The 25,283-nt window shown below is 71.4% G+C and carries 25 protein-coding genes and 1 pseudogene; 16 read left to right on the plus strand and 10 right to left on the minus strand.

The features are described from left to right. Positions 1 to 91: 91 nt before the first annotated feature. A complete protein-coding gene (locus tag H0H10_RS14540) occupies positions 92 to 373 on the minus strand; it encodes a hypothetical protein (protein WP_188181337.1) in 282 nt (93 codons plus the stop codon). 266 nt (positions 374 to 639) lie between these two features. Here H0H10_RS14540 and H0H10_RS14545 point away from each other — a divergent pair, with 266 nt between their 5' ends. The 3 genes from H0H10_RS14545 (at position 640) to H0H10_RS14555 (ending at position 4,383) form a co-directional block, all read left to right on the plus strand. Then, on the plus strand, positions 640 to 1,509 hold the full coding sequence (locus H0H10_RS14545; RefSeq protein ID WP_223179870.1) for a helix-turn-helix domain-containing protein: 870 nt from the start codon (positions 640 to 642) through the stop codon (positions 1,507 to 1,509). Positions 1,510 to 1,820: 311 nt separating this feature from the next. Then, positions 1,821 to 3,569 carry a sigma-70 family RNA polymerase sigma factor gene (locus H0H10_RS14550; RefSeq protein WP_188181339.1) on the plus strand — a complete coding sequence of 583 codons (1,749 nt, stop codon included), beginning with the start codon at positions 1,821 to 1,823 and terminating at the stop codon, positions 3,567 to 3,569. A 304-nt stretch (positions 3,570 to 3,873) separates the two neighbouring features. Next, the gene (locus H0H10_RS14555) at positions 3,874 to 4,383 is read left to right on the plus strand and encodes a PASTA domain-containing protein (protein ID WP_188181340.1); all 510 of its coding nucleotides are present in this window, start codon (positions 3,874 to 3,876) and stop codon (positions 4,381 to 4,383) included. Here H0H10_RS14555 and H0H10_RS14560 read toward each other — a convergent pair. Continuing rightward, the gene (locus H0H10_RS14560; protein ID WP_188181341.1) at positions 4,353 to 4,601 is read right to left on the minus strand and encodes a hypothetical protein; all 249 of its coding nucleotides are present in this window, start codon (positions 4,599 to 4,601) and stop codon (positions 4,353 to 4,355) included. The genes H0H10_RS14555 and H0H10_RS14560 overlap by 31 nt on opposite strands. Before the next feature lie 202 nt (positions 4,602 to 4,803). Between H0H10_RS14560 and H0H10_RS14565 the strand changes: the two genes are divergently transcribed. Beyond that, complete coding sequence (locus H0H10_RS14565; protein ID WP_188181342.1) at positions 4,804 to 5,838, plus strand: DUF4331 family protein; 1,035 nt, start codon at positions 4,804 to 4,806, stop codon at positions 5,836 to 5,838. Between the two features lie 103 nt (positions 5,839 to 5,941). On the opposite strand, the gene H0H10_RS14570 is transcribed toward H0H10_RS14565, so the two are convergent. Then, positions 5,942 to 6,823: a LysR family transcriptional regulator gene (locus tag H0H10_RS14570; RefSeq protein ID WP_188181343.1), complete on the minus strand. Its 882-nt coding sequence runs from the start codon at positions 6,821 to 6,823 to the stop codon at positions 5,942 to 5,944. A gap of 479 nt (positions 6,824 to 7,302) precedes the next feature. Here H0H10_RS14570 and H0H10_RS14575 point away from each other — a divergent pair, with 479 nt between their 5' ends. Both H0H10_RS14575 and H0H10_RS14580 read left to right on the plus strand, forming a co-directional pair. Further along, positions 7,303 to 8,667 carry a CHASE3 domain-containing protein gene (locus H0H10_RS14575; RefSeq protein ID WP_309141798.1) on the plus strand — a complete coding sequence of 455 codons (1,365 nt, stop codon included), beginning with the start codon at positions 7,303 to 7,305 and terminating at the stop codon, positions 8,665 to 8,667. Between the two features lie 68 nt (positions 8,668 to 8,735). Further along, a complete protein-coding gene (locus tag H0H10_RS14580) occupies positions 8,736 to 9,098 on the plus strand; it encodes a response regulator (RefSeq protein ID WP_188181345.1) in 363 nt (120 codons plus the stop codon). On the opposite strand, the gene H0H10_RS14585 is transcribed toward H0H10_RS14580, so the two are convergent. Continuing rightward, positions 9,088 to 9,747, minus strand: coding sequence for a response regulator transcription factor (locus tag H0H10_RS14585; protein WP_188181346.1), 660 nt, complete (start codon positions 9,745 to 9,747; stop codon positions 9,088 to 9,090). The two genes, H0H10_RS14580 and H0H10_RS14585, sit on opposite strands and share 11 nt — an antisense overlap. Positions 9,748 to 9,972: 225 nt before the next feature. Here H0H10_RS14585 and H0H10_RS14590 point away from each other — a divergent pair, with 225 nt between their 5' ends. Beyond that, a complete protein-coding gene (locus H0H10_RS14590; RefSeq protein ID WP_188181347.1) occupies positions 9,973 to 10,941 on the plus strand; it encodes an alpha/beta hydrolase in 969 nt (322 codons plus the stop codon). 28 nt (positions 10,942 to 10,969) lie between these two features. On the opposite strand, the gene H0H10_RS14595 is transcribed toward H0H10_RS14590, so the two are convergent. Further along, on the minus strand, positions 10,970 to 11,746 hold the full coding sequence (locus tag H0H10_RS14595; RefSeq protein ID WP_188181348.1) for a TetR/AcrR family transcriptional regulator: 777 nt from the start codon (positions 11,744 to 11,746) through the stop codon (positions 10,970 to 10,972). A 154-nt stretch (positions 11,747 to 11,900) separates the two neighbouring features. Between H0H10_RS14595 and H0H10_RS14600 the strand changes: the two genes are divergently transcribed. The 4 genes from H0H10_RS14600 to H0H10_RS14615 all read left to right on the plus strand — a co-directional run bounded on the left by H0H10_RS14600 (position 11,901) and on the right by H0H10_RS14615 (position 15,369). After that, on the plus strand, positions 11,901 to 12,908 hold the full coding sequence (locus H0H10_RS14600) for an aldo/keto reductase (protein ID WP_188181349.1): 1,008 nt from the start codon (positions 11,901 to 11,903) through the stop codon (positions 12,906 to 12,908). 67 nt (positions 12,909 to 12,975) lie between these two features. Then, positions 12,976 to 13,716, plus strand: a complete 741-nt coding sequence (locus H0H10_RS14605) for an SDR family oxidoreductase (protein WP_188181350.1) — start codon at positions 12,976 to 12,978, stop codon at positions 13,714 to 13,716. 36 nt (positions 13,717 to 13,752) lie between these two features. Further along, complete coding sequence (locus tag H0H10_RS14610; RefSeq protein ID WP_188181351.1) at positions 13,753 to 14,655, plus strand: SDR family oxidoreductase; 903 nt, start codon at positions 13,753 to 13,755, stop codon at positions 14,653 to 14,655. A 429-nt stretch (positions 14,656 to 15,084) separates the two neighbouring features. Further along, positions 15,085 to 15,369: a hypothetical protein gene (locus H0H10_RS14615; protein ID WP_223179871.1), complete on the plus strand. Its 285-nt coding sequence runs from the start codon at positions 15,085 to 15,087 to the stop codon at positions 15,367 to 15,369. A gap of 581 nt (positions 15,370 to 15,950) precedes the next feature. On the opposite strand, the pseudogene H0H10_RS41250 reads toward H0H10_RS14615, so the two are convergent. Both H0H10_RS41250 and H0H10_RS14620 read right to left on the minus strand, forming a co-directional pair. After that, a pseudogene (locus H0H10_RS41250) lies at positions 15,951 to 16,061 on the minus strand (IS5/IS1182 family transposase); the annotation flags it as partial. A gap of 40 nt (positions 16,062 to 16,101) precedes the next feature. Continuing rightward, positions 16,102 to 16,515 carry a winged helix-turn-helix transcriptional regulator gene (locus H0H10_RS14620; protein WP_188181353.1) on the minus strand — a complete coding sequence of 138 codons (414 nt, stop codon included), beginning with the start codon at positions 16,513 to 16,515 and terminating at the stop codon, positions 16,102 to 16,104. A gap of 105 nt (positions 16,516 to 16,620) precedes the next feature. On the opposite strand from H0H10_RS14620, the gene H0H10_RS14625 reads away from it, so the two are divergent. Continuing rightward, the gene (locus H0H10_RS14625) at positions 16,621 to 17,472 is read left to right on the plus strand and encodes an alpha/beta fold hydrolase (protein ID WP_188181354.1); all 852 of its coding nucleotides are present in this window, start codon (positions 16,621 to 16,623) and stop codon (positions 17,470 to 17,472) included. A 39-nt stretch (positions 17,473 to 17,511) separates the two neighbouring features. Here the strand turns inward: H0H10_RS14625 and H0H10_RS14630 are convergent, their stop codons facing one another. Further along, positions 17,512 to 18,384, minus strand: coding sequence for a helix-turn-helix transcriptional regulator (locus tag H0H10_RS14630; RefSeq protein WP_188181355.1), 873 nt, complete (start codon positions 18,382 to 18,384; stop codon positions 17,512 to 17,514). A 189-nt stretch (positions 18,385 to 18,573) separates the two neighbouring features. Between H0H10_RS14630 and H0H10_RS14635 the strand changes: the two genes are divergently transcribed. Next, positions 18,574 to 19,332 (plus strand): SDR family oxidoreductase, encoded by a 759-nt coding sequence (locus H0H10_RS14635; protein WP_188181356.1) that lies wholly within the window; start codon positions 18,574 to 18,576, stop codon positions 19,330 to 19,332. Between the two features lie 188 nt (positions 19,333 to 19,520). Next, on the plus strand, positions 19,521 to 22,064 hold the full coding sequence (locus H0H10_RS14640; RefSeq protein ID WP_188181357.1) for a M14 family zinc carboxypeptidase: 2,544 nt from the start codon (positions 19,521 to 19,523) through the stop codon (positions 22,062 to 22,064). Positions 22,065 to 22,212: 148 nt separating this feature from the next. On the opposite strand, the gene H0H10_RS14645 is transcribed toward H0H10_RS14640, so the two are convergent. Then, positions 22,213 to 22,425 (minus strand): hypothetical protein, encoded by a 213-nt coding sequence (locus H0H10_RS14645; RefSeq protein ID WP_188181358.1) that lies wholly within the window; start codon positions 22,423 to 22,425, stop codon positions 22,213 to 22,215. A gap of 328 nt (positions 22,426 to 22,753) precedes the next feature. Between H0H10_RS14645 and H0H10_RS14650 the strand changes: the two genes are divergently transcribed. Both H0H10_RS14650 and H0H10_RS14655 read left to right on the plus strand, forming a co-directional pair. After that, positions 22,754 to 23,479, plus strand: a complete 726-nt coding sequence (locus H0H10_RS14650; protein ID WP_223179872.1) for a hypothetical protein — start codon at positions 22,754 to 22,756, stop codon at positions 23,477 to 23,479. A gap of 352 nt (positions 23,480 to 23,831) precedes the next feature. Then, positions 23,832 to 24,668: a Sco1979 family transcriptional regulator gene (locus H0H10_RS14655; protein ID WP_309141810.1), complete on the plus strand. Its 837-nt coding sequence runs from the start codon at positions 23,832 to 23,834 to the stop codon at positions 24,666 to 24,668. On the opposite strand, the gene H0H10_RS14660 is transcribed toward H0H10_RS14655, so the two are convergent. Beyond that, positions 24,665 to 25,279: a TetR/AcrR family transcriptional regulator gene (locus H0H10_RS14660; protein WP_188181361.1), complete on the minus strand. Its 615-nt coding sequence runs from the start codon at positions 25,277 to 25,279 to the stop codon at positions 24,665 to 24,667. The genes H0H10_RS14655 and H0H10_RS14660 overlap by 4 nt on opposite strands. Positions 25,280 to 25,283: the final 4 nt, after the last annotated feature.

Consider the following 25,283-nt stretch of genomic DNA (forward strand, 5'->3'; position numbering starts at 1 on the left):
GCAGGCGGTGGACGGCGTGGGCGGGTGCCGGCAGCCGGTGGCCTCCGCGCGAAGTGGTCGCGTGGCGGAGGCCACCGGCGGCGCTAGGTATTCAGCGGTTGGTCCACAGGTTCCACGTCCAGGGCCACATCTTGCCCTCGGCGCACTGGTAGCGGTCCCAGTGGCCGCGGTCGATGCCCTGCTGGCCGGCCGTCTGGCAGCCGCCCAGGGTCATGTACTTGCCGCGGTGGACGTCGAGGCTGTCGGCCGCCTGGACGGCAGCGGCCCGGTGGGACGCCGCGCCGGGGACGGCGACGGCAGGAGCCGCCGCGCCCAGGCCCAGACCGACCACGGCGATCGCTGCGAAGGAGGACAGTGCGGTGCGTACACGCATGGTGAAGATCCTTTCGGTAGGGGTTCGACGTCGGTCCGAGCGGCGTCCGCGGCGCGGTGACGACCACCGGGACGCTCACCCTCGGGGGTGATCTGCTCGGCCGGTATGCAGAGTTTGCGCAGGAAGCTCCGGCGTCACAACCAGATCCCGCTTGCTTCACCGATGTCGGGATAAATACAGTCCTGACCTGCTGGGACGCGTCCGTCCCGGGACATGGGACAGCCGGCGGGACGCCATTTGCCCGCCCTGCGGAAAGGCCCCGATCGATGACCGGCCAACGACCAGACCGTCGCGCGGCAGCCAGGGAGCTGGGAGCCGCGCTGCGGAGCCTGCAGCAGCGTTCGGGGTGCACCCTGCGCAGCCTGGAGGCTCAGGTCCGGATCAGCGACTCGTCCCTCTCCCGCTACTTCCGCGGCGAGACCGTGCCGGCCTGGCCCGTGGTGCGGGACCTGTGCCGGGCGTTGGGCGCGGACCCGTCCGAGTACCGCGCGCTGTGGGAAGCAGCCGGACCGGCACGCCCCGACGAACCGGCCCGGAGCGAGGAGCCGGCCCTCACCGGCGGCTTCGACGGTGCCGACTCCGGCGAAGCCGCCGGTCCCTCACCCCACGCCCGCCCCGCCCGCCGGCGCCTCCTCAACGGGATCCGGTCCCGGCGTCGGGTCCTCGCCGCGGCCATCGCCGCTGCCGCGGTCGCTGCGGGCGGACTCGTGACGGGGCTGCTTGTCCTGTATTCCCCACAGGGCGTGCCCGGTGACGCGCCCGCGCAGGGAGCAGAGGGCGGCGCGGGCACGAGCGCCGAAGCCGGCGTGCTCGTCCACAACGTCGAGAAGGCATGCCAGAAACCGCGCACGAACCATTGCGCGCTGTCCCTGGCCTACAGCCCCTACCGCCCCTACGTCACCTCCAACTCCGCCGACCGTGTCTGGCACCACGACCTGCTCCGCGCCCGCTGCACCGTCGCCAACGGCGTCACCGTGACCGACGAGAACCACAAGCACACCAGCATCTGGGTCCAGGTCGTACGCGACGGAAAGCACCTCTGGCTCCCCGGAATCCGCGTCCGCCCCGACCACCTGGACCAGCTCACCACCGTCCTGCCCGCATGCCCTGTGGGCACCGGCCGGCCGAGCCGGTAGGGGTTGCCCCCAACTACCGCTCACCGGATCGGACCCGACGGCGCCCACCCGCCCCGCACGCAGGGACCTGTGCGAAACTCGCCCCGCGATGGCCGAACACGCGTACGCACGCGTGGGTCCGCACGACGGAGTGGGAGTGACCCGGGCCGTTCTCTGCGTTCGTGAACTCCCGCGGGACGGCCGCCGCGGTTCACCGCGCTGCCCGGCGCGGACACACCGGCGAGGGCTTTTCTGTTATCCGGCCCTGTGCGGCGGCTCTCCTCTTGTGACAGGGCAGAGCGGTCCAGGACCGAGAAGGAGCGTGTACGAGCGTGGCAGTGAGCAGCGGACCCGGCAGGGAGACGGTCGAGGCGGCACAGCGTGGCGATGTGCGAGCCCAGGACGAACTCGTCGCCGGCTGCCTCCCGTTGGTCTACAACATCGTGGGCCGGGCCCTGAACGGGCACCCCGACGTCGACGACGTGGTGCAGGAGACCATGCTCCGCGTCCTCGGCTCGCTCGGTTCGTTGAACGACCCTGCCTCCTTCCGGTCCTGGCTGGTGGCCGTCACCATGAACCAGATCCGCCACTACTGGCGCGATCACCGTACGGATCGGGCCAGTTCGGGCCTGCACGACGCGTACGACGTCGCCGACCCGGGGGCGGACTTCGTGGACCTGACGATCGTGCGGCTCGGTCTGGAAGGCCAGCGGCGTGAGGTCGCCGAGGCCACGCGCTGGCTGGACCCCGACGACCAGGCGCTGCTGTCGCTGTGGTGGCTGGAGGCGACGGGCGAGCTGACGCGGGCGGAGGTGGCGGCCGCGCTGGAGCTGTCACCGCAGCACACGGCGGTGCGCGTGCAGCGGATGAAGGCTCAGCTGGAGACGGCCCGGCTGGTGGTGCGGGCACTGTCCGCGCAGCCGCGCTGCGTGCTGCTGGACGACGTGGTCGCGACCTGGGACGCCGCCCCCTCGGCCCTGTGGCGCAAGCGCATCGCGCGCCACGCCCGGGACTGCACGGTCTGCGCGGGCTTCCAGGCGGAGCTGGTGCCGGCGGAGGGCCTGCTGGTCGGGCTGGGGCTGGTGCCGGTGGGGGCCGGCCTGCTCGGCGGCCTCGGTGCCGGGACGGCGGACGCGACGCCGCTGTCCTACGCCGGGAGCGCGGCGGCCGAACCGGGCACGGCTCCGGGGGGCATGACATCCGGGAACACGGCATTCGGGAACACGGCATTCGGAGCCACGAGGTCCAAAGACACGGGACCGACGCCTGCCGATCCCCTCACCGCGTCCCACGGGCCGGTGGCGGTGGTGGGCCCCCGTACGAGCCGCCGCGCGCGGGGCCGGGAGCGGAAGCGGTCGGGCAGGACCGTAGCGGCCGCGGCCGCGGTGCTGCTGGTCACCGGCGGTGTGATAGCCGGGATCGCCGTCCTGACGCCGGACGGCGAGGGGGACACGGGACGGCCGGCGTCCGCGGGCGGTTCGGAGTCCGCCGTGCCCACCACGCCCGCGGCGCCGGCTCCGTCCGCCTCCTCCCCTTCGTCCTCACCGTCGTCCGGCGCCTCGGCCGACGCGTCCCGCAAGCCGAAGCCCTCGGCCACACCGCGCCCGGACAACTCCGACGCGAAGCCCTCCCCCGCACGCACCTCGACGCCCGCGAAGACACCGGCGCGGCCGGAGGCGGCGCGGCCGTCCGCGCCCGCCGCCCCCGCGGCCGGGGGTCCCGCCGCCCAGGTCCTGGCCGTCACCAACACCGAACGGGCCAAGGCAGGGTGCGCTCCCGTGACACTCGACGACCGTCTGGGCAGGGCGGCCCAGCTGCACAGCGAGGACATGTCCGCCCACGACTACTTCTCCCACACCGGCCGGAACGGCAGCAGCTTCGCCGACCGGGCCGAGGCCCAGGGTTATCCGAGTCCGGGCGCCGAGAACATCGCCCAGGGCCAGAACTCCGCCGCGAGCGTCATGCAGGCCTGGATGGACTCTCCGGGCCACCGCGCGAACATCCTCAACTGCTCGCTCAAGACGCTGGGCGTCGGCGTGGTCACGAACGACTGGACGTGGACCCAGGTGTTCGGCTACTGATCGGCCGACGGATGGTCAGCCGACGGGCAGCACGGCCGGGAGCCTTGCCTCTGCGGGATGGACGACGGCAACGGGCTGGTGCGGCTGGCCATCTTCACCGGAAGTGGTGCCGGTCAGCATGCGCTCGCCCCGCCGTTCATCACGTCGGCGGCGGCGCACTGGCGCACCCCCCTCTCCGTCTCCACATCTCCTTCACCGCACAAGCATGCGATGATCACTTTCCGGTATGCTCCGGGACGCTCCATTCGCACCGCTGAGGGGGGATTCCTCATGCGACGCACCACCACGACATACCCAGGTGATCATGAACGACCTGCACACCCCGCCGCCCGCGCCGCAGCCCAAGAGCAAGAGCAAGAAGGTCTACCGGCGTAAGGGCTTCTGGATCTTCGTTGCCGGTCTCGTTGTCGTCGGCGCGGTGGCCAACGCCACCGCCGAGGACCCCGGCCTCGACAACGAGGCCGCCCCGCAACCGACCGTCACCGTCACCAAGACCAGCCCGGCCGCCCCGGCCGAGGAGGACGCGCCCGCCCGCGAGACCACACCGGAGGCCGCCCCGACCGCTGAGGAGACCTCCGAGGAACCCGCCTCCGAGCCCGCCGTGGTCCCCGACGTCGTGGGCATGAACCACCGTGACGCGATGGGCCTGCTGCACGAGCGGGGCTTCATGGTCAACGAGGAGGACGCGTCGCCCGAGGGCCGCATGATCATCCTGAACAGCGGCTGGAAGGTGTGCCGGCAGGACCCGGCACCCGGCGCCACGGACGTCCTTCGCGTCGCGATCTACTCCGTGAAGCACGACGAGTCCTGCTGACCACCCATCCCGACGGCCGTCTCCCGCGCCGGCACCGCCGTCAGGCGCGTGCACAGGGAGGCGTTGACGTGCTCGTCGACGCAGGCGTTGCCGGAACCGGCCACCCTCAACCACCGGGCCGGCGCCTTCCCCGGCTCGTCGTCCGGACGGTCGGACCGCTGCCGCCAGGCGTCATCGGCGGACGAAGCCGGCGTGGAGTTGACCCCACTGCTGGGCATGGGGCTGGCAGGTGGCGGTTGTAGGGGCCTCTCGACAGCCTTCCCCGGCACCTGTTCAGCAGACTGGGACCACGGAAGAGCGAGGCGCGCGGAGGCCGGCCCGAGGTCCGAGCACCGGAAGCCCTCGTCTCGGTGGTCGGGGCTCCCCGTCGACCGTGGTCTTTCGTGTCTGCCGTTCCCCCGAGAGAGATGCGAGCACGCCATGTCCCACCACCTCGACTCCCCCATCGCTCGCCAGGACCCGCGCCTGGACATCACCGATCTCTACGTCTTCCGTGGCGAGCAGGGGACGGTCTTCGTGACGAACCACAGCCACTCGCTCGCCGGGGAAGACATTCCGCGCGGCCTGCACCCCGAGGGCCGGTACGAGTTCAAGATCGACGGCAATGGTGACGCCGTGGAGGATCTGACCTACCGCTTCACGTTCTCGGACGCCGGCGCGGACGGGGTGCAGGGCTACGAGTTGCGACGCCTGGCGGGGCCGGAGGCCCGCGACGCCTTCGCGGCGGGCACGGTGATCGCCGAGGGCCGCACCGGCGAGACCGTCGAGCTCGCCGGCGGTGGCAGGATCTGGGTCGGCGAGGCGGGCGACCCGTTCTGGATCGAGCCGGATGTGCTGCACGCCGTCGGCCACGCCTTTCAGGACGGCACGACCGTCGACCTCTCGTCCTGGAAACCGGCGGAGGCGAAGAACCTGTTCGCCGGGCACACGGTCTACTCGATCGTCCTGGAGATCGCCGACGAGGAGCTGTTGCCGGTCGCGGGTGAGGACCGCCGGATCGGCGTGTGGGGCCTGGCCTCGCTGGCCACGGACGCCGGCGGGTGGCGTCCGGTCAACCGGGCCGCCCTGCCGATGATCCACCCGCTGTTCACCCAGTTCGACGAGGACCTCGGCGACCGACTCAACGAGAACACGCCGGCCAACGATGTCCAGACCCACGGCAAGCTGCTCACCGGCATGGTGGCGGGCGTGGTGCGCGCCTACGGCACCGCCGAGGACCCGGAGTCCTACGCCCGGACCGTCGTCGACCGGATCCTGCCCAATGTCCTGCCCTACACCGTTGGCACGCCGGCCGCCTACGGCTTCGCGGGGTGGAACGGCCGTTCGCTGACGGACAACGCCCCGGACGTCATGTTCTCCTTCGCCGCCAACACACCCGTCACCCTCGGCATCGGCAAGGAGTCCGTCACGGCCAAGCCGTCCTCGGTGTTCCCCTACGTGCCCTCCGCCTCGTGACGGGAACGTCCCCATGTCCGCGGCCGGCCGGCGGCGTCTCGCAACGCCGCCGGCCGCGCACGCCCGGCCCGCGGTCCGCGAAGCCGGTCGTCGGCACCCGGGTCTACTCCCCCGGCCGCAACGTACTCCGGGCGGCCTCGACGAAGTCGGTGACGAGCGTGGACCGCCGTGTGCCGTCCCAGGCGAGGGCCACGCGGCCCGGCGATACGCCGGTCACGGGGACGTAGGCGATATCGGGGCGCGGGAAGACGGCGGCGACCGGCTCCGGCACGAGAACGACGCCGCGCCCCGCTCTCACGTAGCCGAGGAGTTCCTCCATGTCGTGGAAGGCGGGCCCTCGTGGCGGCTGGGTGCCGTCGGGGCGCGGTACGGCGTTCCAGACGGCCGTCCAGGCGGGCGTCGCGTCGGCGTACTGCAGGACCGGTTCGCCGGCGAGGGCGGTGACGTGCATGCCGGCCTCGTCGGCCAAGGGGTGACGGGCGGGCAGGACCGCGCTGAGCCGCTCCGGATACAGCGGCAGGACGTCCAGCCCGTCGGAGTCGACGGGCAGCCGTACGAAGGCGATGTCGACGGTGCCGTCCAGGAGTGACCGTGCCTGGTTCCACCAGCGGATGCGAACGAGTTCGATCGCCACATCGGGGTGGTTGGCGGAGAACGCGTTCAGGGCGGCGGTGACGTCCGTGCCGAGCATGAAGCCGACGGTGAGCGTGTGCCGGCCGGCGCCTATGCGGCCGGCCCTCTCCTGGGCGGCCTGCGCCGCGGCCAGCAGCGCCCTGGCGTCGTGCAGGAGCTGCTCCCCGGCGGGGGTGAGCGTCACCTCGCGGCTGGTGCGGCTGAAGAGCACGGCCCCGAGGTCGTGCTCCAGCTGCCGTACCTGGCGGGACAGTGCGGGCTGTGTGACGTGCAGGGCGAGGGCCGCCCGGCCGAAGTGCAGCCGCTCGGCCACGGCCACGAAGTACCGCAGCTTGCGCAGATCGAGATCCATCGGGCCATCAGGCATCCCACTCCCGACCCTTCCTGTGCCGATGCCCTGTGGTTATCGAAAGCACCGCATGAGGCATTGGACACGCGTGTGACGACGGCTGAATACTCCCATTGAGCTTCTGTCCCCGGCACGGTAAACGGGCGGCCGTCACCTATGATCCGTCTCCCCTCGAAGGCCTCTGCCACTGGCCGCGCCCGCGGACTCGCTCCGTGTCCGGCCGGTGGGCGCCGTGCCGTCCGGACGGCACGGCACACGGGCCTTCGGCGGAGCGTGCGGCTCCGGTCCCGCCCCGGCCCGTCGGTTCGCTGCCGGCGCTCAACAGAGCGCCCAAGCTGGGGGCGTCTCCCTGGACCTGACCGGTTCTGTCCTTCTTCGAACTTTTCTCTCCGTACCCGGATACCTTCCCCGTCAGGGGAGTCTCGGTCTTTTCCATCGCTGGGCGGAGCATGAGGGTACGCAGACGGTACGGGGGTCCGCGAGTGGGGCTGACGAGCCTCACGATCGCGGCGAGCGGCCTGCTTGCCCTGCTGATAGGTGTCGCGTTCGCCGTCCTGCTGTGGGCGATCGCTGACGCGAACAGCTCCGCATCGGCGAGACGCGCTTCTCGGACGGCCCTCGTCGAAGCCGGAAACCTGGAGCAGCTGGTCCTCGACCTCGAGACGGGACAGCGCGGCTTCGTGATCACCAAGCGGGAGGAGTTCCTCGAGCCGTGGCAGGAGGCGCGGATGAAGATCCCTGCGGAGGCGCGGAGGTTCAGGGAGACCGCTACCTCTGACGGACAGCGGCGCGTCGCCGCACAGATCACGCAGGGCCTCGACTCTTTGGTGAATGACTACTCGGTTCCGCTGGTGGAGGCGGTCCGGCGAGGTGATCCCGCCGCATCCGGTCTGGCGGCGACGGCCGAGGGCAAGCGCCGCGTCGATGTCCTGCGGGCCCGGTTCGACCAGTACACGGCGGACGAACGCGCCAAGCTCGCGGCGCGCGAAGACGCCGCGGGGGCCAACGGGCGGCGGGCGGTGATCGCGGCGGGGGTGGGGCTGGCGGCGTCGACTGCGCTGGTGGCTGCTTTCACCGTGCTCCAGCACCGTGCCGTCGTGCGGCCCGTCCGCGGGGCGGCGGCTGCCGCGGGGCGGTTCGCCGCCGGTGACCTCGGAGTGCGGATCGCCCCCAGCACGGTGGCGGAGATCGGTGCGCTGGGTGCGTCCTTCAACACGATGGCGGCCTCGTTGCAGGACAGCCGCAGGCGCGTCATGGAGAGCGTCGAGGCAGTGCACCGGCGCACGGCTCGGGACCTGCACGACGGGGCGCAGCAACGACTCGTCAGCCTGATGATCGGGCTGCGACTCGCACGGGAGCTGGTCCCCGATACGGAATCGTCCGCCACCGAGCTGCTGGACCAGTCGATCGCCAACGCACAGACGGCGATCGACGAGCTGAGGGAACTGGCGTCGGGGATCTACCCGCTCGTGCTGACGGTGAAGGGGCTGGTGGCGGCGGTGCGGGACCTGGCGTCCCGCTGTCCGATTCCCGCCGTCGTCGAGAGCAACTGTGACCAGCGGATTCCCGCTGCCGTTGAGTCGAACGCCTATTTCGTGGTGGCCGAGGCCGTGACGAACGCGGTCAAACACGCCCGGGCGTCCCGGGTCGACATCTCCCTCGATCTCGGGGAGATCCTGCAGATCCAGGTCGTCGACGACGGGGTCGGCGGTGTGGACGTCACCACGGCCGGCAGTGGTCTGACCGGGCTGGCCGAGCGTGTGGCCGCCTTCGACGGCACGTTGACCATCGCGTCGCCCCCGGGCGGCGGCACCACGGTCCTCGTGAGGATCCCCATACCGGCCTGAGCCCCCTGCGGTGGACGTGGGGTTGGCCCCATGGCCTGCACGTCGCCCCGTCGGAGATGCTGGTCCCCATGTCAGTCAACGTGGTGGTCGTCGACGACGACCCGGGCTTCCGTCGTATCGCCAGGGCACTGCTGGCTGCGCGGGGGCTGCACGTCGTCGCCGAGTCGTCGGACGGGGCGTCGGCGGTCGCGGCGGTCCGTGAGCACCGCCCCGACGGCGTGCTGCTCGATCTTCACCTTCCGGACGAGGACGGTCTCTCCGTCGCCCGGGCGCTCGCGCAGGAGGGACAACCGCTGAGGGTTGTCCTGACCTCCACCGATCCCTGGGCGTGGTCGGCCGAGGAACTCGCCGGTGCCGGCATCGTGAGCTTCGTGGCGAAGGACCGGCTGTTCGACACCGACCTGAAAGCCCTTTTCTCGCCTACCGCTTGAGGTAGTGGAGCACGGCGAGAACGCGGCGGTGCTGTGAGGATTCGGCCTGCTGCAGGCCCAGTTTGAGGAAGATCCCGGTGACGTGCCGCTCCACCGCGGGGACCGTCACGACGAGCTTTTCCGCGATGCCCGAGTTGGAGTGTCCCTCGGCCATCAGCGCCAGAACCTCTCTCTCGCGGGGGGTCAGTCCGTCCAGCGGATCGGCTCTGCGCCCCCGGCCGACGAGCGTGGAGATGACGTCCGGGTCGAGTGCCGAACCTCCGGCCACGACCCGCTGCACCGCGTCTGTGAGGATCTGCGAGCTGGCGACCTTCTCCTTCAGCAGATAACCGACTCCACTCGCATCGTCTCCGACGAGGTCGAGTGCGAACGAGGCGTCGAGGAACTGGGACAGCACGATCACGGGGGTGCCGGGCTGCTCCGCCCGGATCCGCCGCGCCGCCTGAAGGCCGTCGTCGGCGAGGTTCGGCGGCATCTGGATGTCGGTGATCACTACGTCGGGCCTGTGCTCCGCGGCCGCCCTGACCAGTTCCGGAGCATGGGAGACGGCCGCTACGACCTCGATGCCGGACCGCTCCAGCATGACCGTGATGCCCTCACGGGCGATCGGCTGGTCTTCTCCGAGCACCGCACGCAGAGGTTCACCCATGAACGCATCCTAATCGGCGGCGCCGAGCCGGCCGGAGCGTGCGCGGCGACGGCTGCCCGAGGTGGACCGTGGGGTTTTCCCCACATGCGGCCTCAGGGCTGCCGACCCGGGCTGTGCAGTGGGCTCGACAGCGGTCCGGGCGGCCCGTGACCAGACTGGAAGACGTCGCAGGCGGCTCCCCGCCGAGTCGCCGGTCAAGCCCCCGCCCCTTAGTGGAGGAGCATCATGCCCGAGAGGTCGACACCGGTCAGCCCCGTCCTGGAAGCGCCCGCGGCGGCGTTCGCCGAGGCCACGGCCAAGCCGCCGTTCCTGTACCAGATGCCCCCGGCCGAAGGCCGCAAGGCGGTCGACGAGGTCCAGTCGGGCGAGATCGCGAAGCCCGCCGTGGACGAGGAGTGGATCACCGTACAGGGCGGTCCGACGGGCAGCGTCCGCACCCGCATCGTCAAGCCGGCCGGGGCCGTCGGCACCCTCCCGGTCGTGCTCTACCTCCACGGCGCGGGCTGGGTGTTCGGCAACGCCCACACCCACGACCGCCTGGTCCGCGAGCTCGTTGCGGGCACGGGGGCCGCCGTGGTCTTCCCCGAGTACGACCTGTCGCCCGAGGCGCGCTACCCGGTCGCCATCGAGCAGAACTACGCGGTGGCCCGGTGGGTCGTCACCGACGGTGCGGGCAAGGGGCTCGACGCCTCCCGGATGGCCGTCGCGGGCGACTCGGTCGGCGGCAACATGACGGCCGCGATGACTTTGATGGCCAAGGAGCGCGGCGATGTGCCGCTGAGGTTCCAGGTGCTGTTCTACCCGGTCACCGACGCGAGTTTCGACACCGGCTCCTACCGCCGGTTCGCCGAGGGATACTTCCTGACCCGCGAGGCCATGAAGTGGTTCTGGGACCAGTACACGACCGACGAACGGCAGCGCGCCGAGATCACGGCCTCGCCGCTGCGGGCCACCACCGGGCAACTCGCCGGGCTGCCGCCGGCGCTCGTCATCACCGGCGAGGCGGACGTCCTGCGCGACGAGGGCGAGGCGTACGCGAACAAGCTGCGCGAGGCGGGTGTCGCGGTGACCGCGGTCCGCTACCAGGGCGTCATCCACGACTTCGTCATGCTGAACGCCCTGCGCGAGACCCACGCCGCCGAGGCCGCGATCCACCAGGCCGTCGCCGCTCTGCGCACGGCACTTGCCGCGTGATCAGGACGCCACCGCCGCTGCACGGGGTCTACGCCCGGCCCGGCCCGTCGGTGCCGACATCGGCGTCGGCACCGTCCCCGGCGGCGATGCGGTCCAGCAACTCGCCGAGCAGGGCGCGCTCCCCGAAGGTCAGGGACCGCTCCCCGTCGCGCATCAGGGACTTGAGGGCAACGGCGTGCACGGCCGCGTGGTGGGCTCCGGTGCCCGGCCGGGCGTCGACGTGGCCGGCGGGGGCGAGCACGGAGCCGAGCACGGCTTCCCGGACGTTCTCGGACAGATCTTCATAGTGGGAAAGCCTGCCGTCGGCCTGCGCGGCGATGAGGGTGAGCGTCACCCCCATGCCCGAGGAGTGGATCATCGTCGCGGCCGGCTCGACGCCCGTCCGCAGCCGACCGGCCCTGGCCACCCGTTCGACGATGCGCAGCAGCACCTGGTGGGCCTCACCCGTGACCGCGAACTGCTGGCCGGGCCGCGGTTCGGTGTACAGCAGCCTGTACAACGCGGGATTGGCCAGTCCGAACGCCACGTGCATGTCCCAGCCGCGCCGCAGCTGGGCCACCGGGTCGCCGTCCTCGTCCTGAGCCTGCTTGGCGGCCAGATAGGACGCGTACCCCCGCCGGGCCACCTCGTCGAGCAGTCCCTGCATGTCACCGAAGTGCCGGTAGATCGTCTGCGCCTGCACGCCGGCGGCCGCGCTGACCGCGCGCGTGGACACCGCTTCTCGTCCGCCCTCGGCGAGCAGGTCTGCGGCGGCCTGCAGGATCCGCTCGCGGGGCTGCGCCGTCTTCGTCTCGACCGTCGTCATGAATCAACGATAACACTTGCACTACATCGATGATGTGTTAGCGTTGATGCATCAGAGCGGTTATCGCTGATGCGGTGACCGGCAGTGCCGTGCACTTCCCCCTTTCTCTCTCGTCTTCTCTCTCGTCGAACAACTCGTCCCAAGGAGAACCGCCATGGCCATCGCCACCCGCAAGCTCGGCGTGAGCGGCCCCGAGGTGTCCGCCATCGGCCTGGGCGCCATGGGCATGTCCGACCTGTACGGACCCGCCGACGACGCCGAGAGCATCGCCACCCTGCACTCCGCACTCGACGCGGGCCTGAACCTCATCGACACCGCGGATTTCTACGGCTCGGGCGCCAACGAGATGCTCATCGCGCGGGCACTGAAGGAGCGCAGGCGCGACGAGGTCGTCCTGAGCGTCAAGTTCGGCTCCCGCCGCACCCCCGACGGCGGCTTCCAGCCGGTGCCCTACGACGTCTCCCCGGCCGCGGTCAAGGACCGCCTCGCCTACTCCCTGCGCCGGCTGGGCACCGACCACATCGACATCTACCGCCCCGCCCGCCTCAACCCCGACATCCCCGTCGAGGAGACCGTCGGCGCGCTCGCGGAGATGCGGCAGGCCGGCTTCATCCGGCACATCGGCCTGTCCGAGGTCGGGCCGGACACCATCCGCCGCGCCGCGGCCGTCGCACCCATCAGCGACGTACAGATCGAGTACTCACTGCTCTCCCGCGGCCCGGAAGCCTCCATCATCCCGACGCTGCGCGAGCTCGGCATCGGCCTGACCGCCTACGGCGTGCTCTCCCGCGGCCTGCTCAGCGGCCACTGGACCGCCGCGCGCAACCTGGGCGCCGACGACTTCCGCGCCCACAGCCCACGCTTCCAGGGCGAGAACCTCGAGGCCAACCTGCGCCTGGTCGAGGCACTGGGGCGCGTGGCCGAGCGCCTGGGCGCCACCACCGGCCAGGTCGCCATCGCCTGGGTGGCCGCCCAGGGCCAGGACATCGTCCCTCTGGTCGGTGCCCGCCGACGGGAGCGCCTGGCCGAATCCCTCGGCGCGGCCGGCCTCGTCCTCGACGCCGACACACTCGCCGAGATCGAAGCCGCGGTTCCCGCCGGGGCCGCCGCCGGTGAGCGCTACGCGGCCCCTCTCATGGCCACCCTCGACAGCGAACGCTGACCTGCCCCCCGCAACCGACACCAGGCCCACCCGGGTCACAAGACACTTCACCGAAGGACGGATCACCATGACCGACAACTCCACCACCCGCGTCGCCCTGATCACCGGCGGCTCCGGCGGCATCGGCCGCGCCGTCGTCGAGCGCCTCGCCAAGGACGGCATCGCCGTCGGCGTGCACTACGCCGGCAACAAGGCCCGCGCCGAGGACACGGTCGCTGCTGTCACCGCGGCGGGCGGCCGGGCGATCGCGGTCGGCGGTGACATCGCCGACGAGCACGCCATGGCGGAGGCGTTCGACACCGTGGAGCGGGAGTTCGGCGGCATCGACGTCGTCGTCAACACAGCGGGAATCATGCTGCTGTCGCCGATCGCCACGCTGGACCTGGACGACCTGGACCGGATGCACCGCACCAACATCCGCGGCACCTTCGTGGTCTCCCAACAGGCGGCCCGGCGGGTACGCGCCGGTGGCGCGATCATCAACTTCTCGACCTCGGTCACCCGCCTGCAGTTCCCGGCCTACGGCGCCTACGCGGCGAGCAAGGGCGCCGTCGAGGCCATGACTCCCATCCTGGCTCGCGAACTGCGCGGCAAGGACATCACCGTCAACGCCGTGGCCCCCGGCCCCACGGCCACGCCCCTGTTCCTGGAAGGCAAGGACCAGGCCGCGATCGACAAGCTGTCCAAGGCGGCTCCGCTGGAGCGCCTGGGCACGCCCGAGGACATCGCCGAAACGGTCTCGTTCCTCGCCGGCCCGGCGCGCTGGATCAACGGCCAGGTCCTGTACGCCAACGGCGGCGTGGCCTGACCGCCTTCCCCACCGATTCCCCAGGAGAGACCTCCCATGAAGAACATCGTCGTCATCACCGGCGCCTCCAGCGGCTTCGGTGCCCTGACCGCCCGCGCCCTCGCCGACGCCGGCAACATCGTCTACGCCGGCATGCGCCAGACCGACACCCGCAACGCGCCACAGGTCCGGGCCGCCGCCGACTACAGTGCCCAGCACCGCGTCGACCTGCGCGCCATCGAACTCGACGTCAACTCCCAGGAGTCCGTGGACGCCGCGATCGACCGCGTCATCACCGAGCACGGCCGTATCGACGTCCTGATCCACAACGCGGGGCACATGGTCACCGGCCCGGCCGAGGCGTTCACCCCTGAACAGCTCGCCGAGCTGTACGACGTCAACGTGCTCTCCACCCAGCGCGTCAACCGCGCCGCCCTGCCGCACCTGCGCGCGGCAGGCAAGGGCTTGGTGGTCTGGGTGTCCAGCTCGAGCGTCAAGGGCGGAACCCCGCCGTACCTGGCGCCCTACTTCGCCGCCAAGGCCGCCATGGACTCCCTCGCCGTCAGCTACGCCGCCGAGCTCGCCCGCTGGGGCGTGGAGACCTCGATCGTGGTCCCCGGTTCGTTCACCAGCGGCACCAACCACTTCGCCCACTCCGGCCACCCCGCCGACACTGCGACCGAGGCGGCGTACGAGAGCAAGTACCCCGGCCTGATGGAGCAGGTCGCCCAGAAGCTGGCCGCGCTGGCCCCCGAGGACGCGGACGCCTCGATGGTCTCCGACGAGATAGCCCGCATCGTCGCGCTCCCCGCCGGACAGCGCCCGTACCGCGTCCACATCGACCCCGCCGACGACGGCTCCGCAGAGGTCTCGAACGTCGCCGACCGCATCCGCCGCGAGTTCCTCACCCGGGTCGGCCTCTCCGACCTCCTCACCGTGCACCCCGGCGAGCACGCCTGAGGCGGAGGAGGCGGTCGCGAGGCGGTTGTGAACGCTGCATGAGACCGGACAGCAGGCCCCAGGCCGCCGGCCTGGGGCCTCATGCACTCTGCGGACAGCACCGGACGCGGCACCACCGGCGCGAGCGCCTGCACGTTTGCCGGGTTCGACATCGGCAGCAGCAGCGAAGCCGTGTTCGACAGAACACCGCCGGCCATCAGCAGCACCACCGTGGCGTCCCGTCGGCCCTGGCGACGAAGCCCTCCTCCCCGCTGCCACCGTGATCACGACCGCTCTCAAGGACAGCGAGATCATCTCCTGTGGGAAGGCGGCCGTCTCCGCACCGACGACGACCTCGCCCCACGCGCCCACGAGGGGCCTCCCCGGAGTCGGGAGCGGAGGCTGCGGAGGGGCGTTGGGTGCGCAGGCGAACTGATTATGATCTTGGTCATGTCTGTGCAGAGTTCTGACAAGACCCTTTCCCGTAAGCAGAGGCTTCAGGAGAAGCAGCGCCGCCAGTTGGCGGTGGTCGATACCGTGGACAAGACCGAGGCGAAGGTCCGCAAGGCAGAGGTCGAACTGGCTGTGGCCGTCGCCGAGGCTGTGCAGGTGTTCGGCGACGAGCAGTCCGCGTCCGAGGGGCTCGACATGCCGGTCGAGGCGATCCGGCGCTTCCTCGGCATGGCGCAGGATGAAGCGGCCGGCGCAGCCGGCGACGTCGCCGGCGCATCCTGAGCCTGGTCCGCCGCAGGGCGGCCGCGTGCGTGGCCTCATTCTCACGGTGTCGCTGGACGCGGGCCGTCTCGATCGAGGCCGGCGCACCGCAGGTCCTCCACGACAAGTACCTCGGCCTGCGGGTGGCGAACGTTCGTCGAGCAGGTCTCGGGGCTGACTCATCGCTACGGGCAGCGGGCCGCGACGGACTGCGGTCGGCGCTGACCGAGCCCGGTCTCGCCCTGGCCGGCCGCGCCGGTACCCGCCTGGCCGGCGTCTTCGGGGCGAGGGCCGGCCGGAGCATGGCCCTGCGCCTGGTCGATGTGCTTGCGGAGCCTCAACCGAGAATCCCTCGGGTGGTCGGCGTCGACGAGTACGCGATGCGCGATGCCGGTCGGCGTCGAGAGCCGTAGACCGGTAGATCCACCGCCGGATCGCGAGGCGGGCACGCTCGCGGCCTGGCTGACCGGGCGCCCGGGGATCGAGGTCGTCTGCCGGGACCGCGGCCCGTTCTTCGCCGAAGGCGCCCGCATCGGGGACCCACCGCCGTCCAGGTCGCCGACCGGTTCCCTCTGTGGCGCAACCTCGGCGAGGCATCCGCACCCCTCGCCACCGCGTTCCCGGGCCGCCTTCGGCAGCCGCCCGAACTGAGCCACCCGCAGCCCGGTGACCGTCTCCACCCGCACCCGCTCGGCCCTCAACACCCCAGCCATACTGCGCAGATGGCCTGTTCACGGCCTTCTGCAACACCCTTCAGTGGGCGGGTGACTCGTCGGCGAGCTGGTTGTTGCGGTCGATCTCCGGCATGTGTGTCTCGGCCCAGACCCGCAGGGCGGAGAGCGGTCCTTCGAGGGACAGGCCGAGCGGGGTGAGCCGGTAGTGGACGGCAGGCGGCACGGTGGGTTCCACGCGGCGCGCGACCAGGCCGTCGCGGACCAGGCTCTGCAGGGTGGCGGACAGCATCTTCTGTGAGATGCCCGGGGCACGGCGCCGCAGTTCCGCGAATCGGATCTCGTCCGGAGCCTCTTCGGCCAGCACCTTGACCACCATCGACGTCCACTTGGTGCCGATGCGGTCGAGGAGCCGGCGGGTCGGGCAGCGCGGATCCAGCACGTCACCGCGCTCACCGGGCCGCCAGTCGCGTCCTCTGGGCCTCGACGTGGTCACCCGGGGCTCACCACCTGATGCGAAAGTGCCGTCTTGGGCGGACCAGGTTAGTTCCCTAGCGTGACCTTGTCACCATCGTTCACCATGCACCTGGAAGGTCCCCCTATGCCCGAGCTGCGACGCATCCCCGTCAACGGTGTCGAACTGAACGTCGCCCTCGCCGGATCCGGCCCGGCCGTCCTGCTGCTGCACGGCTTCCCGCACACCTGGGAGCTGTGGACGGACGTCATGGCCGATCTGTCCGACCGCTACCGCGTCATCGCACCGGACCTGCGCGGCTTCGGCGCGAGCAGCCGGGCCGCCTCCGGGTACGACGCGGGCACCCTGGCCGAGGACGCCGCGGCCCTTCTCACCACGCTCGGCGTGTCCTCGGCCGCGGTGGTGGGCATCGACGCGGGCACCCCGCCGGCCTTCCTCCTCGCCCTGCGCCGCCCCGATCTCGTCCGGCGCCTGGTCGTCATGGAGTCCCTGCTGGGCAGGCTGCCCGGCGCCGAGGACTTCCTCGCCGACGGGCCACCGTGGTGGTTCGGCTTCCATGCCGCCGCGTCCGGCCTCGCCGAGACCGTGCTGGAGGGCCACGAGTCCGCTTACGTCGACTGGTTCCTGCGCGCCGGCACGCTCGGCGACGGAGTGCGCCCCGCCGTCCGGGACGCCTTCGTCCGCGCATACACCGGCCGGCAGGCGTTGACCTGCGCGTTCTCGTACTACCGGGCCCTGCCCGAGAGCGCGCTGCAGATCGAGCGGGCAGTCACCACTGCCCGCCTGACCGTGCCGACGATGGCGCTGGGCGCCCGGCCTGTCGGCGCCGCACTGGAACGCCAGCTCCGCCCGGTCACCGACGATCTCACCGGACACGTCATAGAAGACTGCGGCCACATCATCCCGCTGCACCGGCCGCGCGCCCTGCTCACGCTGCTGCGTCCGTTCCTGGCCGGCGAGGGCGCCGGAGCGGCCTGACCCGAGCGAGGGGCCGAGGACCGCAACGGCGTTTGTGCGTCAAGGTGCCTTCGGGGATGTGGCACCGGCCGGCCTGTCATGTGCCGTGCCGGCGGTCTCGGACGTGGAGAGTGCGGCGAGGAGCCGCAGTTTCTCGTCGCTGTCGCTGTCCTTGTCGGGGTAGTAGACGACGAGGATGACCTCGTCGACAGGGAGTTTGTCCCGGTGGAGACGTAGGTCACCGACGACGGGGTGGTGGACCGTGGTCGTGCCTCCGTCGAGCCTGCGCACGTCGTGGCGGGCCCACAGGGTGCGGAACCGCTGACTGGACAGTGCGAGTTCTCCGACGAGCTCGACGAAGCGGGGGTCGTCGGTGTCGTCGCCGATGGTGGTGCGAAGGGCGGCGACGAAGTCGGCGGTGGCTTTCGTCCAGTCCTGGTGGAAGGCTCGTTCCTCGGGGTCGAGGAGGAGGGAACGGAGCCGGTTGTGGCCGGGCCGCAGACGCGGGGAGAGCGCGACGGCCATCGGGTTGGAGGCCAGGACGTCGAAGGCGCGGCCTTCGACGAACGCGGGAATCTGAAGGTGGGCGAGCAGCTCGTGCACGCGCGCCGGTACGTGCTCGGGCCGCTTGCGGCGGGGTGTCCTGGGGCGTGCTGACGTGAGGCCGAGCAGATACGCCTGCTCGACGTCGTCGAGCTGCAGGACGCGCGCCAGTGATTCGAGGACCTGAGGTGAGGGGTTCCTGTCACGGCCCCGCTCCAGGCGCAGGTAGTAGTCGGGACTGATACCGGCGAGCAGGGCGACTTCCTCACGGCGCAGGCCCGGCACACGGCGGGTGCCACCCGGCGGGAGCCCCGCCTGCTCCGGGGAGACCAGCTCACGCCGGGCGCGAAGGTAGCTGCCGAGCCGGTTGCCCGGTTCCTCATCCTTCATACCGACACCGTAACGCCAGGCGCGCGTCGCAGAGGGGGCCCTGCCAGGACCAGGGAGGACGGGGGCCCTGCCAGGGCCGGCGGATTCCGTCAAGACTGCGGTGACACCGATTCGAGAAGGACAGCGAACATCACTGTCCGCGCCGCAGGCCTGAACGCCGCCGGCGCCCTGGACCGAAGGGAAGATCTCATGGATCTGTCCGACCGCACCGTCCTCGTCGTCGGCGGGACCTCGGGTATCGGGCGAGAGCTGGCCCGCCGGTTCGCCGCAGCGGGCAGCACCGTGACCGTCGGCGGCCGCAGCGCGCAGGCACTCGCGGAACTCGCCGCAGAAGGCTTCGGCACCGTCGGTATCGACGTCACCGACAGCGCCTCCGTCTCCTCTGCCCGCGACGCCGTACTCGCCCGGTACCCCGAGCTGGACACCGTGGTGACCATGTCGGGCGTCATGCTCCTGGAGGACCTGCGCGACCCCGCGCACTTCGAGGCGGCCAGGACGACGATCGACACCAACCTGGTCGGCACCATCCGGGTCATCGACGCCTTCACCCCCCACCTCATCCGGCGGGGTGCCGGCACCTTCATCACCGTCACCTCCGGCATCGCCTTCCTGCCGTTCCCGCCCATGCCCACCTACGCCGCCTCCAAGGCCGCGGTGCACGCCTACTCCGAGGCACTGCGCGCGCAGCTCGACGGCACCGGCGTCGGCGTCGTCGAGCTCGTCCCCCCGGCCGTCGCCACAGCAGGCCAGGAAAAGGTGAACCCGCACGCACTGCCGCTCGACGACTTCGCCACCGAGGTCATGCACCTGCTCTCGCAGGACCCCACCCCTCACGAAATCCTCGTGAAGGGCGTCCTCATGCACCGCTGGGCCGAACGCGACGGCACCTACGACGACCTCGTCGCACAACGCTCCCAGGCCCTGAACATGCTCGGCCGCCAAGGCTGACCCGTTCCCTGGCTCGGCTTCGCCCTCGAGCCGACCCACCGCCGGGGCCTTGAGCGACTCATCCGCCTCGCCGGACAGGACACGGTCTTGTGGGGCGCATGTGTCACAGGAGACCCTCTTGTTGAGTACGGAATTAACCGGTAGACCTGCGTTTCCGCTCACTTCCGATCATCGGAGGCACGAAACGCATGGGAATGCCCAGACCCGTTCTCATCGCCACCGCAACGCTGGCCGGCGCGCTGCTGCTGGCACCACCGCCGGCGACCGCCGCTCCCCAGAAGCCACAGCCCCCGGTACGTGAAGGCGGCGGCCTGGACAGGGCCGTCGGCGTCGCGCCGGCCGCCGCGGCCAGCCGTGCGCTCGGCGCGCCGACGCCGGTGCTGCGCCACGACACCGGCTATCCGCGCCGCACCGTGCTCGTCCCGCCCCCGGTGAACCCGGCGGACAAGTCGGTCAAGCTGGGCCTGACGCCGTATCACGCCATCGCGCCGAAGCTGAACGAGCTTCAGAAGTCGAGCGACCGGGTCAGCGTCGAGGTGGCGGGGCGTTCGGCGGGAGGGCACGAGCTGTACCTGGTGACGGTCACCGCGCCGGAGACCGCGGCGCAGGCCCGTGAACAGGAGCGGATGCGGGAACGCATCGAGCACTCCCCCGCGGCCGCCGCCAAGGACCGAAGGATCAAGTCGGCGTACAAGGCGCCGTTGTTCATCAACAACAACATCCACGGCAACGAGTGGGAGGGCACCGACGCCGCGCTGAAGCTCATCGAGCGGCTGGCGACGGCGAACGACGCCCGCACGACCGAGCTCCTGTCGAAGAGCCGCATCCATCTCAACGTCACGGCCAATCCGGACGGGAGGATCGCCGGCACCCGCGCCAACGCAGGCGGTTTCGACCTCAACCGGGACTTCATCACCGCCAGCCAGCCCGAGACCCGCGCCATCCGGCAGATCGCCATCGACAAGCAGCCCGTGATGATGCTGGACCTGCACGGATACGTCAACGGCACCCTGATCGAGCCGACCACCCCGCCGCACGGTGAGAACTACGAGTACGACCTCTTCCTCAAGAACTCCTACGCCAACGCGCTGGGCATGGAGGCCGCCGTCAACGGCCTCGGCTACACCCCGCAGAAGGACGGCGTGCAGCCCGCCGTCATCCCCTTCCGCGACCAGCAGGAGGGCTGGGACGACTGGCCGCCGATCTTCACCCCGCAGTACATGCCGTTCCACGGCACGGTCGTGGCCCACACCGTCGAGTTCCCGATGCGGGTCAACGGGCGGGACTACGAAACCCAGCCGGTCGCCGAGCTGCGGCGCAGGTCGGCGATCAACACCGCCATCGCGGGCGCCGCGATGCGGGCCACGCTCGACTACGCCCTGGACCACCGCGCCACGGTGATCGCCGACCAGATCGAGATCTTCCGGCGCGGCGCGGCGGGCGAGGCTCAGAGGCCGGTGTCGGAGGAGACCGTTCCGGGTGTGCCGGGCATCGGCCCCGAGGACGTCTACACCGCCGAGTTCCCCCGGGCGTATGTGATCCCGGCCGGAAGCGGACAGCGGTCCGCGACGGCCGCGGCCCGGCTGGTGGACCATCTGACCGCCAACGACGTGCGGGTCGTACGGGCGGACGAACGCTTCCGGCTGGACGGACGGACGTATCCGGCCGGCTCGTACGTCGTCGACATGCACCAGCCCAAGCGCGGTCTGGCCAATGTGATCCTGGCCGACGGCCGGGACATCAGCGCGGACGTGTCCGCGATGTACGACATCTCGGGCTGGAGCCTCGGGCTGCTGTGGGGCGCGACGGTGGACCGGGTCGAGGACGGCCGGCTGCGTGTCGAGGGACGTACGGTCCAGGCGGCGGCGCCGGCCGGCCATGTCGCGCCGCACGGGGACCTGGCGCTGCGGCTGGACGACCCGAACGAGCTGAAGGCGGCCAACTCCCTGCTGGCACAGGGCGTCCGGGTACGCCGTACGGACGACGGGACGGCGATCGTGCCCGGCTCGGCGCGCGAGCGGGCACGGGTCCTCGCCGACCGGTACGGCGTCGCCTTCCGGGCGACGGAGCGGCGCGGCACGGCGGATCTGCACCGCACCCGGGTCGCCGCGGCGGTGACACCCGGCGAGCTGTTCTCGCTGCGCGAGATGGGCTTCGACGTGGTGCCGGTCTCGACGGACGTACTGGGCGCGGGCTTCGACTGGTCCGCCGTCGACGTCCTGTACGTGTCCACCGGACTGTCGTACAAGGCTCTCGACCCGGCGGCGCGCGCCGCGCTCGACGGCTTCCTGAAGGGCGGCGGTGGCGTGGTCGGCCTCGGCTCGACCGGCGCGGCCTTCAACGCCGACGCGGGGCTTCTCGCCGCCACGGCGGTGGAGGGCCACGGCGACGCCAACGGCGTGGTGCGGGTGGTGAACGCGAGCAGCCCGGTCACCGGCGGCGCCCCCGGGCACAGCTTCGTCTACTCCCCCCTGTGGTTCACCGCTCTGGGCGCGGGCGTTCGCGCCGACCAGTCGTACGGAAGCGGCAATCCGCTGGTCTCCGGCCACTGGCGGGCCCTGGAGAACGGCTCGGGCGGTCCCCTGGACGCGGCGGACCGCGCCTCGGTCGTCAGCGGTACGTCCGCGCAGGGCTCCCCGGTCGTGCTGTTCGGCACCCAGCCGCTGTTCCGCGCTCACCCGAAGGGGATGTTCACGCAGGTCGGGCGCGCGCTGCTGACCACTGGGGAGTGATTGCCGGCTGAACCCCCGGGCCGGGCCCCGGGTACGGCGGAGGGCCGCCCCCGACTGTTCGGGGTGCGGCCCTTCGCACGGACGGCATCCGGCCGCGGCGACGTCGGCCTTGTCGCTGCCGCGGGTTGCGCCGGAGTAGCCCGCGGCATCACTGGATGAGGTGATGAAGTACCGGGACGCTGCCTCCGGCGATCAGCAGGCCCGAGAGGATCGATCCTGCCACGGGCGTGCCGCTGAGATAGGACAGGCCGGCGACGAGTGAGCCGATGACGAACGCCAGCAGCAGCAAGAGAGCCGTGCGCAGTGTCAGAAGCGGCCCGGGACCCTGGGGGTCCGGCGGCGTGGAAGGGGCGGAACTCACGTGCAACTCCTGTGTGTTGGTGCGTCAGGTGGTTGCCTTCTACGTCCGCCTTAGTCCCGTGTCCCACGAAGTCGTTCCCTCCTCTCGGTCCGGGAAAAATCTTCGGAGGAATCCGTGGGGTGCCGCACCGGACGGCACCTACAAGGGGACGACGTAGGCGACCCCCCGTCCAGGTGGGGGCGGGCCGGAGACAACCGAAGGGGGAGGGATGCAGGGCGACGTTGCGGGCGAGCAGTCCGCCGCCACGTCCGCCCGGGACCTACAACCTCCGGACCACGTCGGGAAAAGCGATTTACGCGCGCCGGTGTCCGAGGACGACGTGCGTCAGATGGACGCGCGGCATGAACGGGCGACCCGGCGGTTGAAGGCGAACGTCGAACGGAGGGTGCGGGACCGGCAGCTCGTCCTGGCGTTGGCTCGCGACGGCTTCCAGGGACAGCAGTACGAGCACTTCGTGGAGGAGCTCGCCCGATACGGCATCTCGGTCTTACGCGGCTGGATGCACTCCGGGTACATCTTCCGGCTGACCGCCGAGCGCGGCTTCGGCCTGAGCCCGCACGAGCTGGAGCTGGAGGACCTGTCCCAGGACAGCGAACTTCGTGAGGAGCTGGCGACGATGACCGTGGCAAGCGCACTGCCGTCCTTCCGGCAACGGGCGCTCGTCGAGGGCCGCTGGTCCCACGAGGGCGGTGCGAGCATCACCACCTACTTCATGGGCGCCTGCCTGTACGCCTTCCCCAACGAGTTCCGCCGGCACCGCGCCGCCGAGGAGCGGCACCGCAGGGCCCTGCAGCGGCAGCGGGCCGTCCACGAGGATGTGGTCCACCCCCTCAGCACGTGCGAGGACGTCGCGGGGCGGGAGCGTGTGCTCGAGGAGCTGCGGAGCATCAGGGACCCACGGGCGCGGGCGGCGGTCGCCCTGACCATCGACGGCTACACCCAGGAGGAGATCAGACAGCTCCTCGACGAGAGGTCGGCTCGGGCCATCGAGGGCCTGCTCTACCGGTGGAGAGGAAAGGCACGGCGGCGCCATGGAGGCGAGCAGCGTGGGTGAGCGTGACCGCGACTTCGAAGTCCTGCTGGAGAGCTCGTCCCTGGGCGCAGTGGGCGCCCAGCTCCTGCGCGAACGGACGTCCGTCCACCAGGCCCGTGTCGTTCGCAGGATCGGCGAACTGCGCGACAGGATCAGGACCTCGGACAGCTCCCGCGATGAAACCCTCAGGGATGTCCGCGAGCTGCTCACGCTGCTCGGCTCCCTCGGACACGCCGCGCAGCGTCAGAGCCCGGGAGGGCCACAGACGTCCGCCGCGGACGCGGCCGGCGCCGGGAACCCGTCTTCGGGTGCGGCGACGGCCCGCTCGGGCCGCACGCGCTCCGAGAGGCCCGGCGCGGGAGCGCCCGGACCGGTGGTACGGCGCATTCAGCTCGGCTCGCAGCTGAGACGGCTGCGCCAGGCCCAGGGGATCACGCTCCAGGAGGCGAGCCGCGAGGTCCGCGCGTCCGAGACGAAGGTCAGCCGGATGGAGCTCGGCCGGGTCGGGTTCAAGCGGAGGGACGTCGCGGACCTGCTGACGCTGTACGGCGTCACAGGCGAGGAGGAGCGCGCCGGGCTGCTGGCGCTGACCGAAGAGGCCAACGCCCCGGGCTGGTGGCAGCAGTATGCCGACGTCCTGCCCGCCTGGTGGTCCACCTACCTGGGACTGGAGGGCGCGGCGTCACAGGTCCACGCGTACGAAGTGCAGTTCGTCCACGGCCTGCTGCAGACCGAGGACTACGCGCGCACCGTGTGCCGCCTCGGCGCCCCGGGCGCCCGGCCGGCCGACGTGGAGCGGCGTGTGGCGCTGCGCCTGCAGCGGCAGCAAGTCCTGGTCTCGGACGGCGCACCCGAGCTGCACGTCGTCCTGGACGAGGCCGTCCTGCGACGCCCGTACGGCAGCCGGGCGACGTTGCGCGGGCAGCTCCAGCACCTGCTCGACGTCTCCGAGCGCCCCAACGTGCGGCTGCAGGTCATGCCGTTCCAGTCGAGCGGGCACCCGGTCACGACCGGTCCCTTCACCCTGCTCAGCTTCCCGCAGGCCGAGGTGCCGGACGTCGTGTACGTGGAGCATCTCACCAGCGCGCTCTACCTCGACAAGCCCCAGGACGTCGTAGAGTACACGGCAGTCCTCGAAGGCCTGCGACAGGACAGCCATACGCCGGAGAGAAGCCGGGACCTGCTGCACAGGCTTCTGCTGGCGGCCTAGCGCGCCGCCCGGGCGCCCGGCGGACCAGCGGTGGCTTCGGCGCCCAGGCGCGCTGCACCCAGCAGTCCGGCCACGAGGGCGTCTGTCGCCGGCGGCAGCAAGTGCTGGGCGTCCGTCGCGTTCTCCAGGCCGGCCACGAGGGCGATGCAGATGTCCGCGGCCTCGGCGGGCCCGACCCCGGCGACGGTGCCCGCCTCGGTGAACAGGCCGGTGAACAGGCCGGTGAGCAGGCGGCGCAGGTCGGCGGTGAAGGCGGAACATATCCCGCCGAAGAGGCGGGTCCTGTCGTCGAGGAGTTCGGCCGTGTGGGGGGAGTCCCCGGACAGTTGGAGGACGAGATCGAGTCTGGCGGCGAGGACGCCCTGGATGCGGGCGGCGTACGGGGTGCCGGTGTCGGCCGCCGCCCGGCGGGCCCGCGCGAGCGCCTGGTCGTGCAGGCGCCCGGCGAGCCGCCGGAAGGCGTCGTCCTTGCTGCGGACGTACTGGTAGACCGCGGACCGGGACACGCCCATCGTGCCGGCGATGTCGTCCATCGTGGTGCGCCGCACGCCGTACCTGGTCAGGCAGTCGTACGTCGCGTCGAGGACCTCGTCGAGCCGGTCGGTGCCCATCGGG

The sequence above is a fragment of the Streptomyces griseicoloratus genome (assembly GCF_014534645.1).
Classification (GTDB): domain Bacteria; phylum Actinomycetota; class Actinomycetes; order Streptomycetales; family Streptomycetaceae; genus Streptomyces; species Streptomyces griseicoloratus.

Bases quoted from the DNA above. Each gene is read 5' to 3' on its own strand.
- H0H10_RS14600 (WP_188181349.1), top strand. From the start codon at position 11,901: ATGGCCATCGCCACCCGCAAGCTCGGCGTGAGCGGCCCCGAGGTGTCC.
- H0H10_RS14640 (WP_188181357.1), top strand. From the start codon at position 19,521: ATGGGAATGCCCAGACCCGTTCTCATCGCCACCGCAACGCTGGCCGGC.
- H0H10_RS14540 (WP_188181337.1), bottom strand. From the start codon at position 373: ATGCGTGTACGCACCGCACTGTCCTCCTTCGCAGCGATCGCCGTGGTC.
- H0H10_RS14610 (WP_188181351.1), top strand. From the start codon at position 13,753: ATGAAGAACATCGTCGTCATCACCGGCGCCTCCAGCGGCTTCGGTGCC.
- H0H10_RS14630 (WP_188181355.1), bottom strand. From the start codon at position 18,384: ATGAAGGATGAGGAACCGGGCAACCGGCTCGGCAGCTACCTTCGCGCC.
- H0H10_RS14615 (WP_223179871.1), top strand. From the start codon at position 15,085: ATGTCTGTGCAGAGTTCTGACAAGACCCTTTCCCGTAAGCAGAGGCTT.
- H0H10_RS14580 (WP_188181345.1), top strand. From the start codon at position 8,736: ATGTCAGTCAACGTGGTGGTCGTCGACGACGACCCGGGCTTCCGTCGT.
- H0H10_RS14585 (WP_188181346.1), bottom strand. From the start codon at position 9,747: ATGGGTGAACCTCTGCGTGCGGTGCTCGGAGAAGACCAGCCGATCGCC.
- H0H10_RS14650 (WP_223179872.1), top strand. From the start codon at position 22,754: ATGGACGCGCGGCATGAACGGGCGACCCGGCGGTTGAAGGCGAACGTC.
- H0H10_RS14570 (WP_188181343.1), bottom strand. From the start codon at position 6,823: ATGGATCTCGATCTGCGCAAGCTGCGGTACTTCGTGGCCGTGGCCGAG.
- H0H10_RS14560 (WP_188181341.1), bottom strand. From the start codon at position 4,601: ATGCCCAGCAGTGGGGTCAACTCCACGCCGGCTTCGTCCGCCGATGAC.
- H0H10_RS14590 (WP_188181347.1), top strand. From the start codon at position 9,973: ATGCCCGAGAGGTCGACACCGGTCAGCCCCGTCCTGGAAGCGCCCGCG.
- H0H10_RS14625 (WP_188181354.1), top strand. From the start codon at position 16,621: ATGCCCGAGCTGCGACGCATCCCCGTCAACGGTGTCGAACTGAACGTC.
- H0H10_RS14660 (WP_188181361.1), bottom strand. From the start codon at position 25,279: ATGGGCACCGACCGGCTCGACGAGGTCCTCGACGCGACGTACGACTGC.
- H0H10_RS14595 (WP_188181348.1), bottom strand. From the start codon at position 11,746: ATGACGACGGTCGAGACGAAGACGGCGCAGCCCCGCGAGCGGATCCTG.
- H0H10_RS14635 (WP_188181356.1), top strand. From the start codon at position 18,574: ATGGATCTGTCCGACCGCACCGTCCTCGTCGTCGGCGGGACCTCGGGT.
- H0H10_RS14605 (WP_188181350.1), top strand. From the start codon at position 12,976: ATGACCGACAACTCCACCACCCGCGTCGCCCTGATCACCGGCGGCTCC.
- H0H10_RS14565 (WP_188181342.1), top strand. From the start codon at position 4,804: ATGTCCCACCACCTCGACTCCCCCATCGCTCGCCAGGACCCGCGCCTG.
- H0H10_RS14545 (WP_223179870.1), top strand. From the start codon at position 640: ATGACCGGCCAACGACCAGACCGTCGCGCGGCAGCCAGGGAGCTGGGA.
- H0H10_RS14555 (WP_188181340.1), top strand. From the start codon at position 3,874: ATGAACGACCTGCACACCCCGCCGCCCGCGCCGCAGCCCAAGAGCAAG.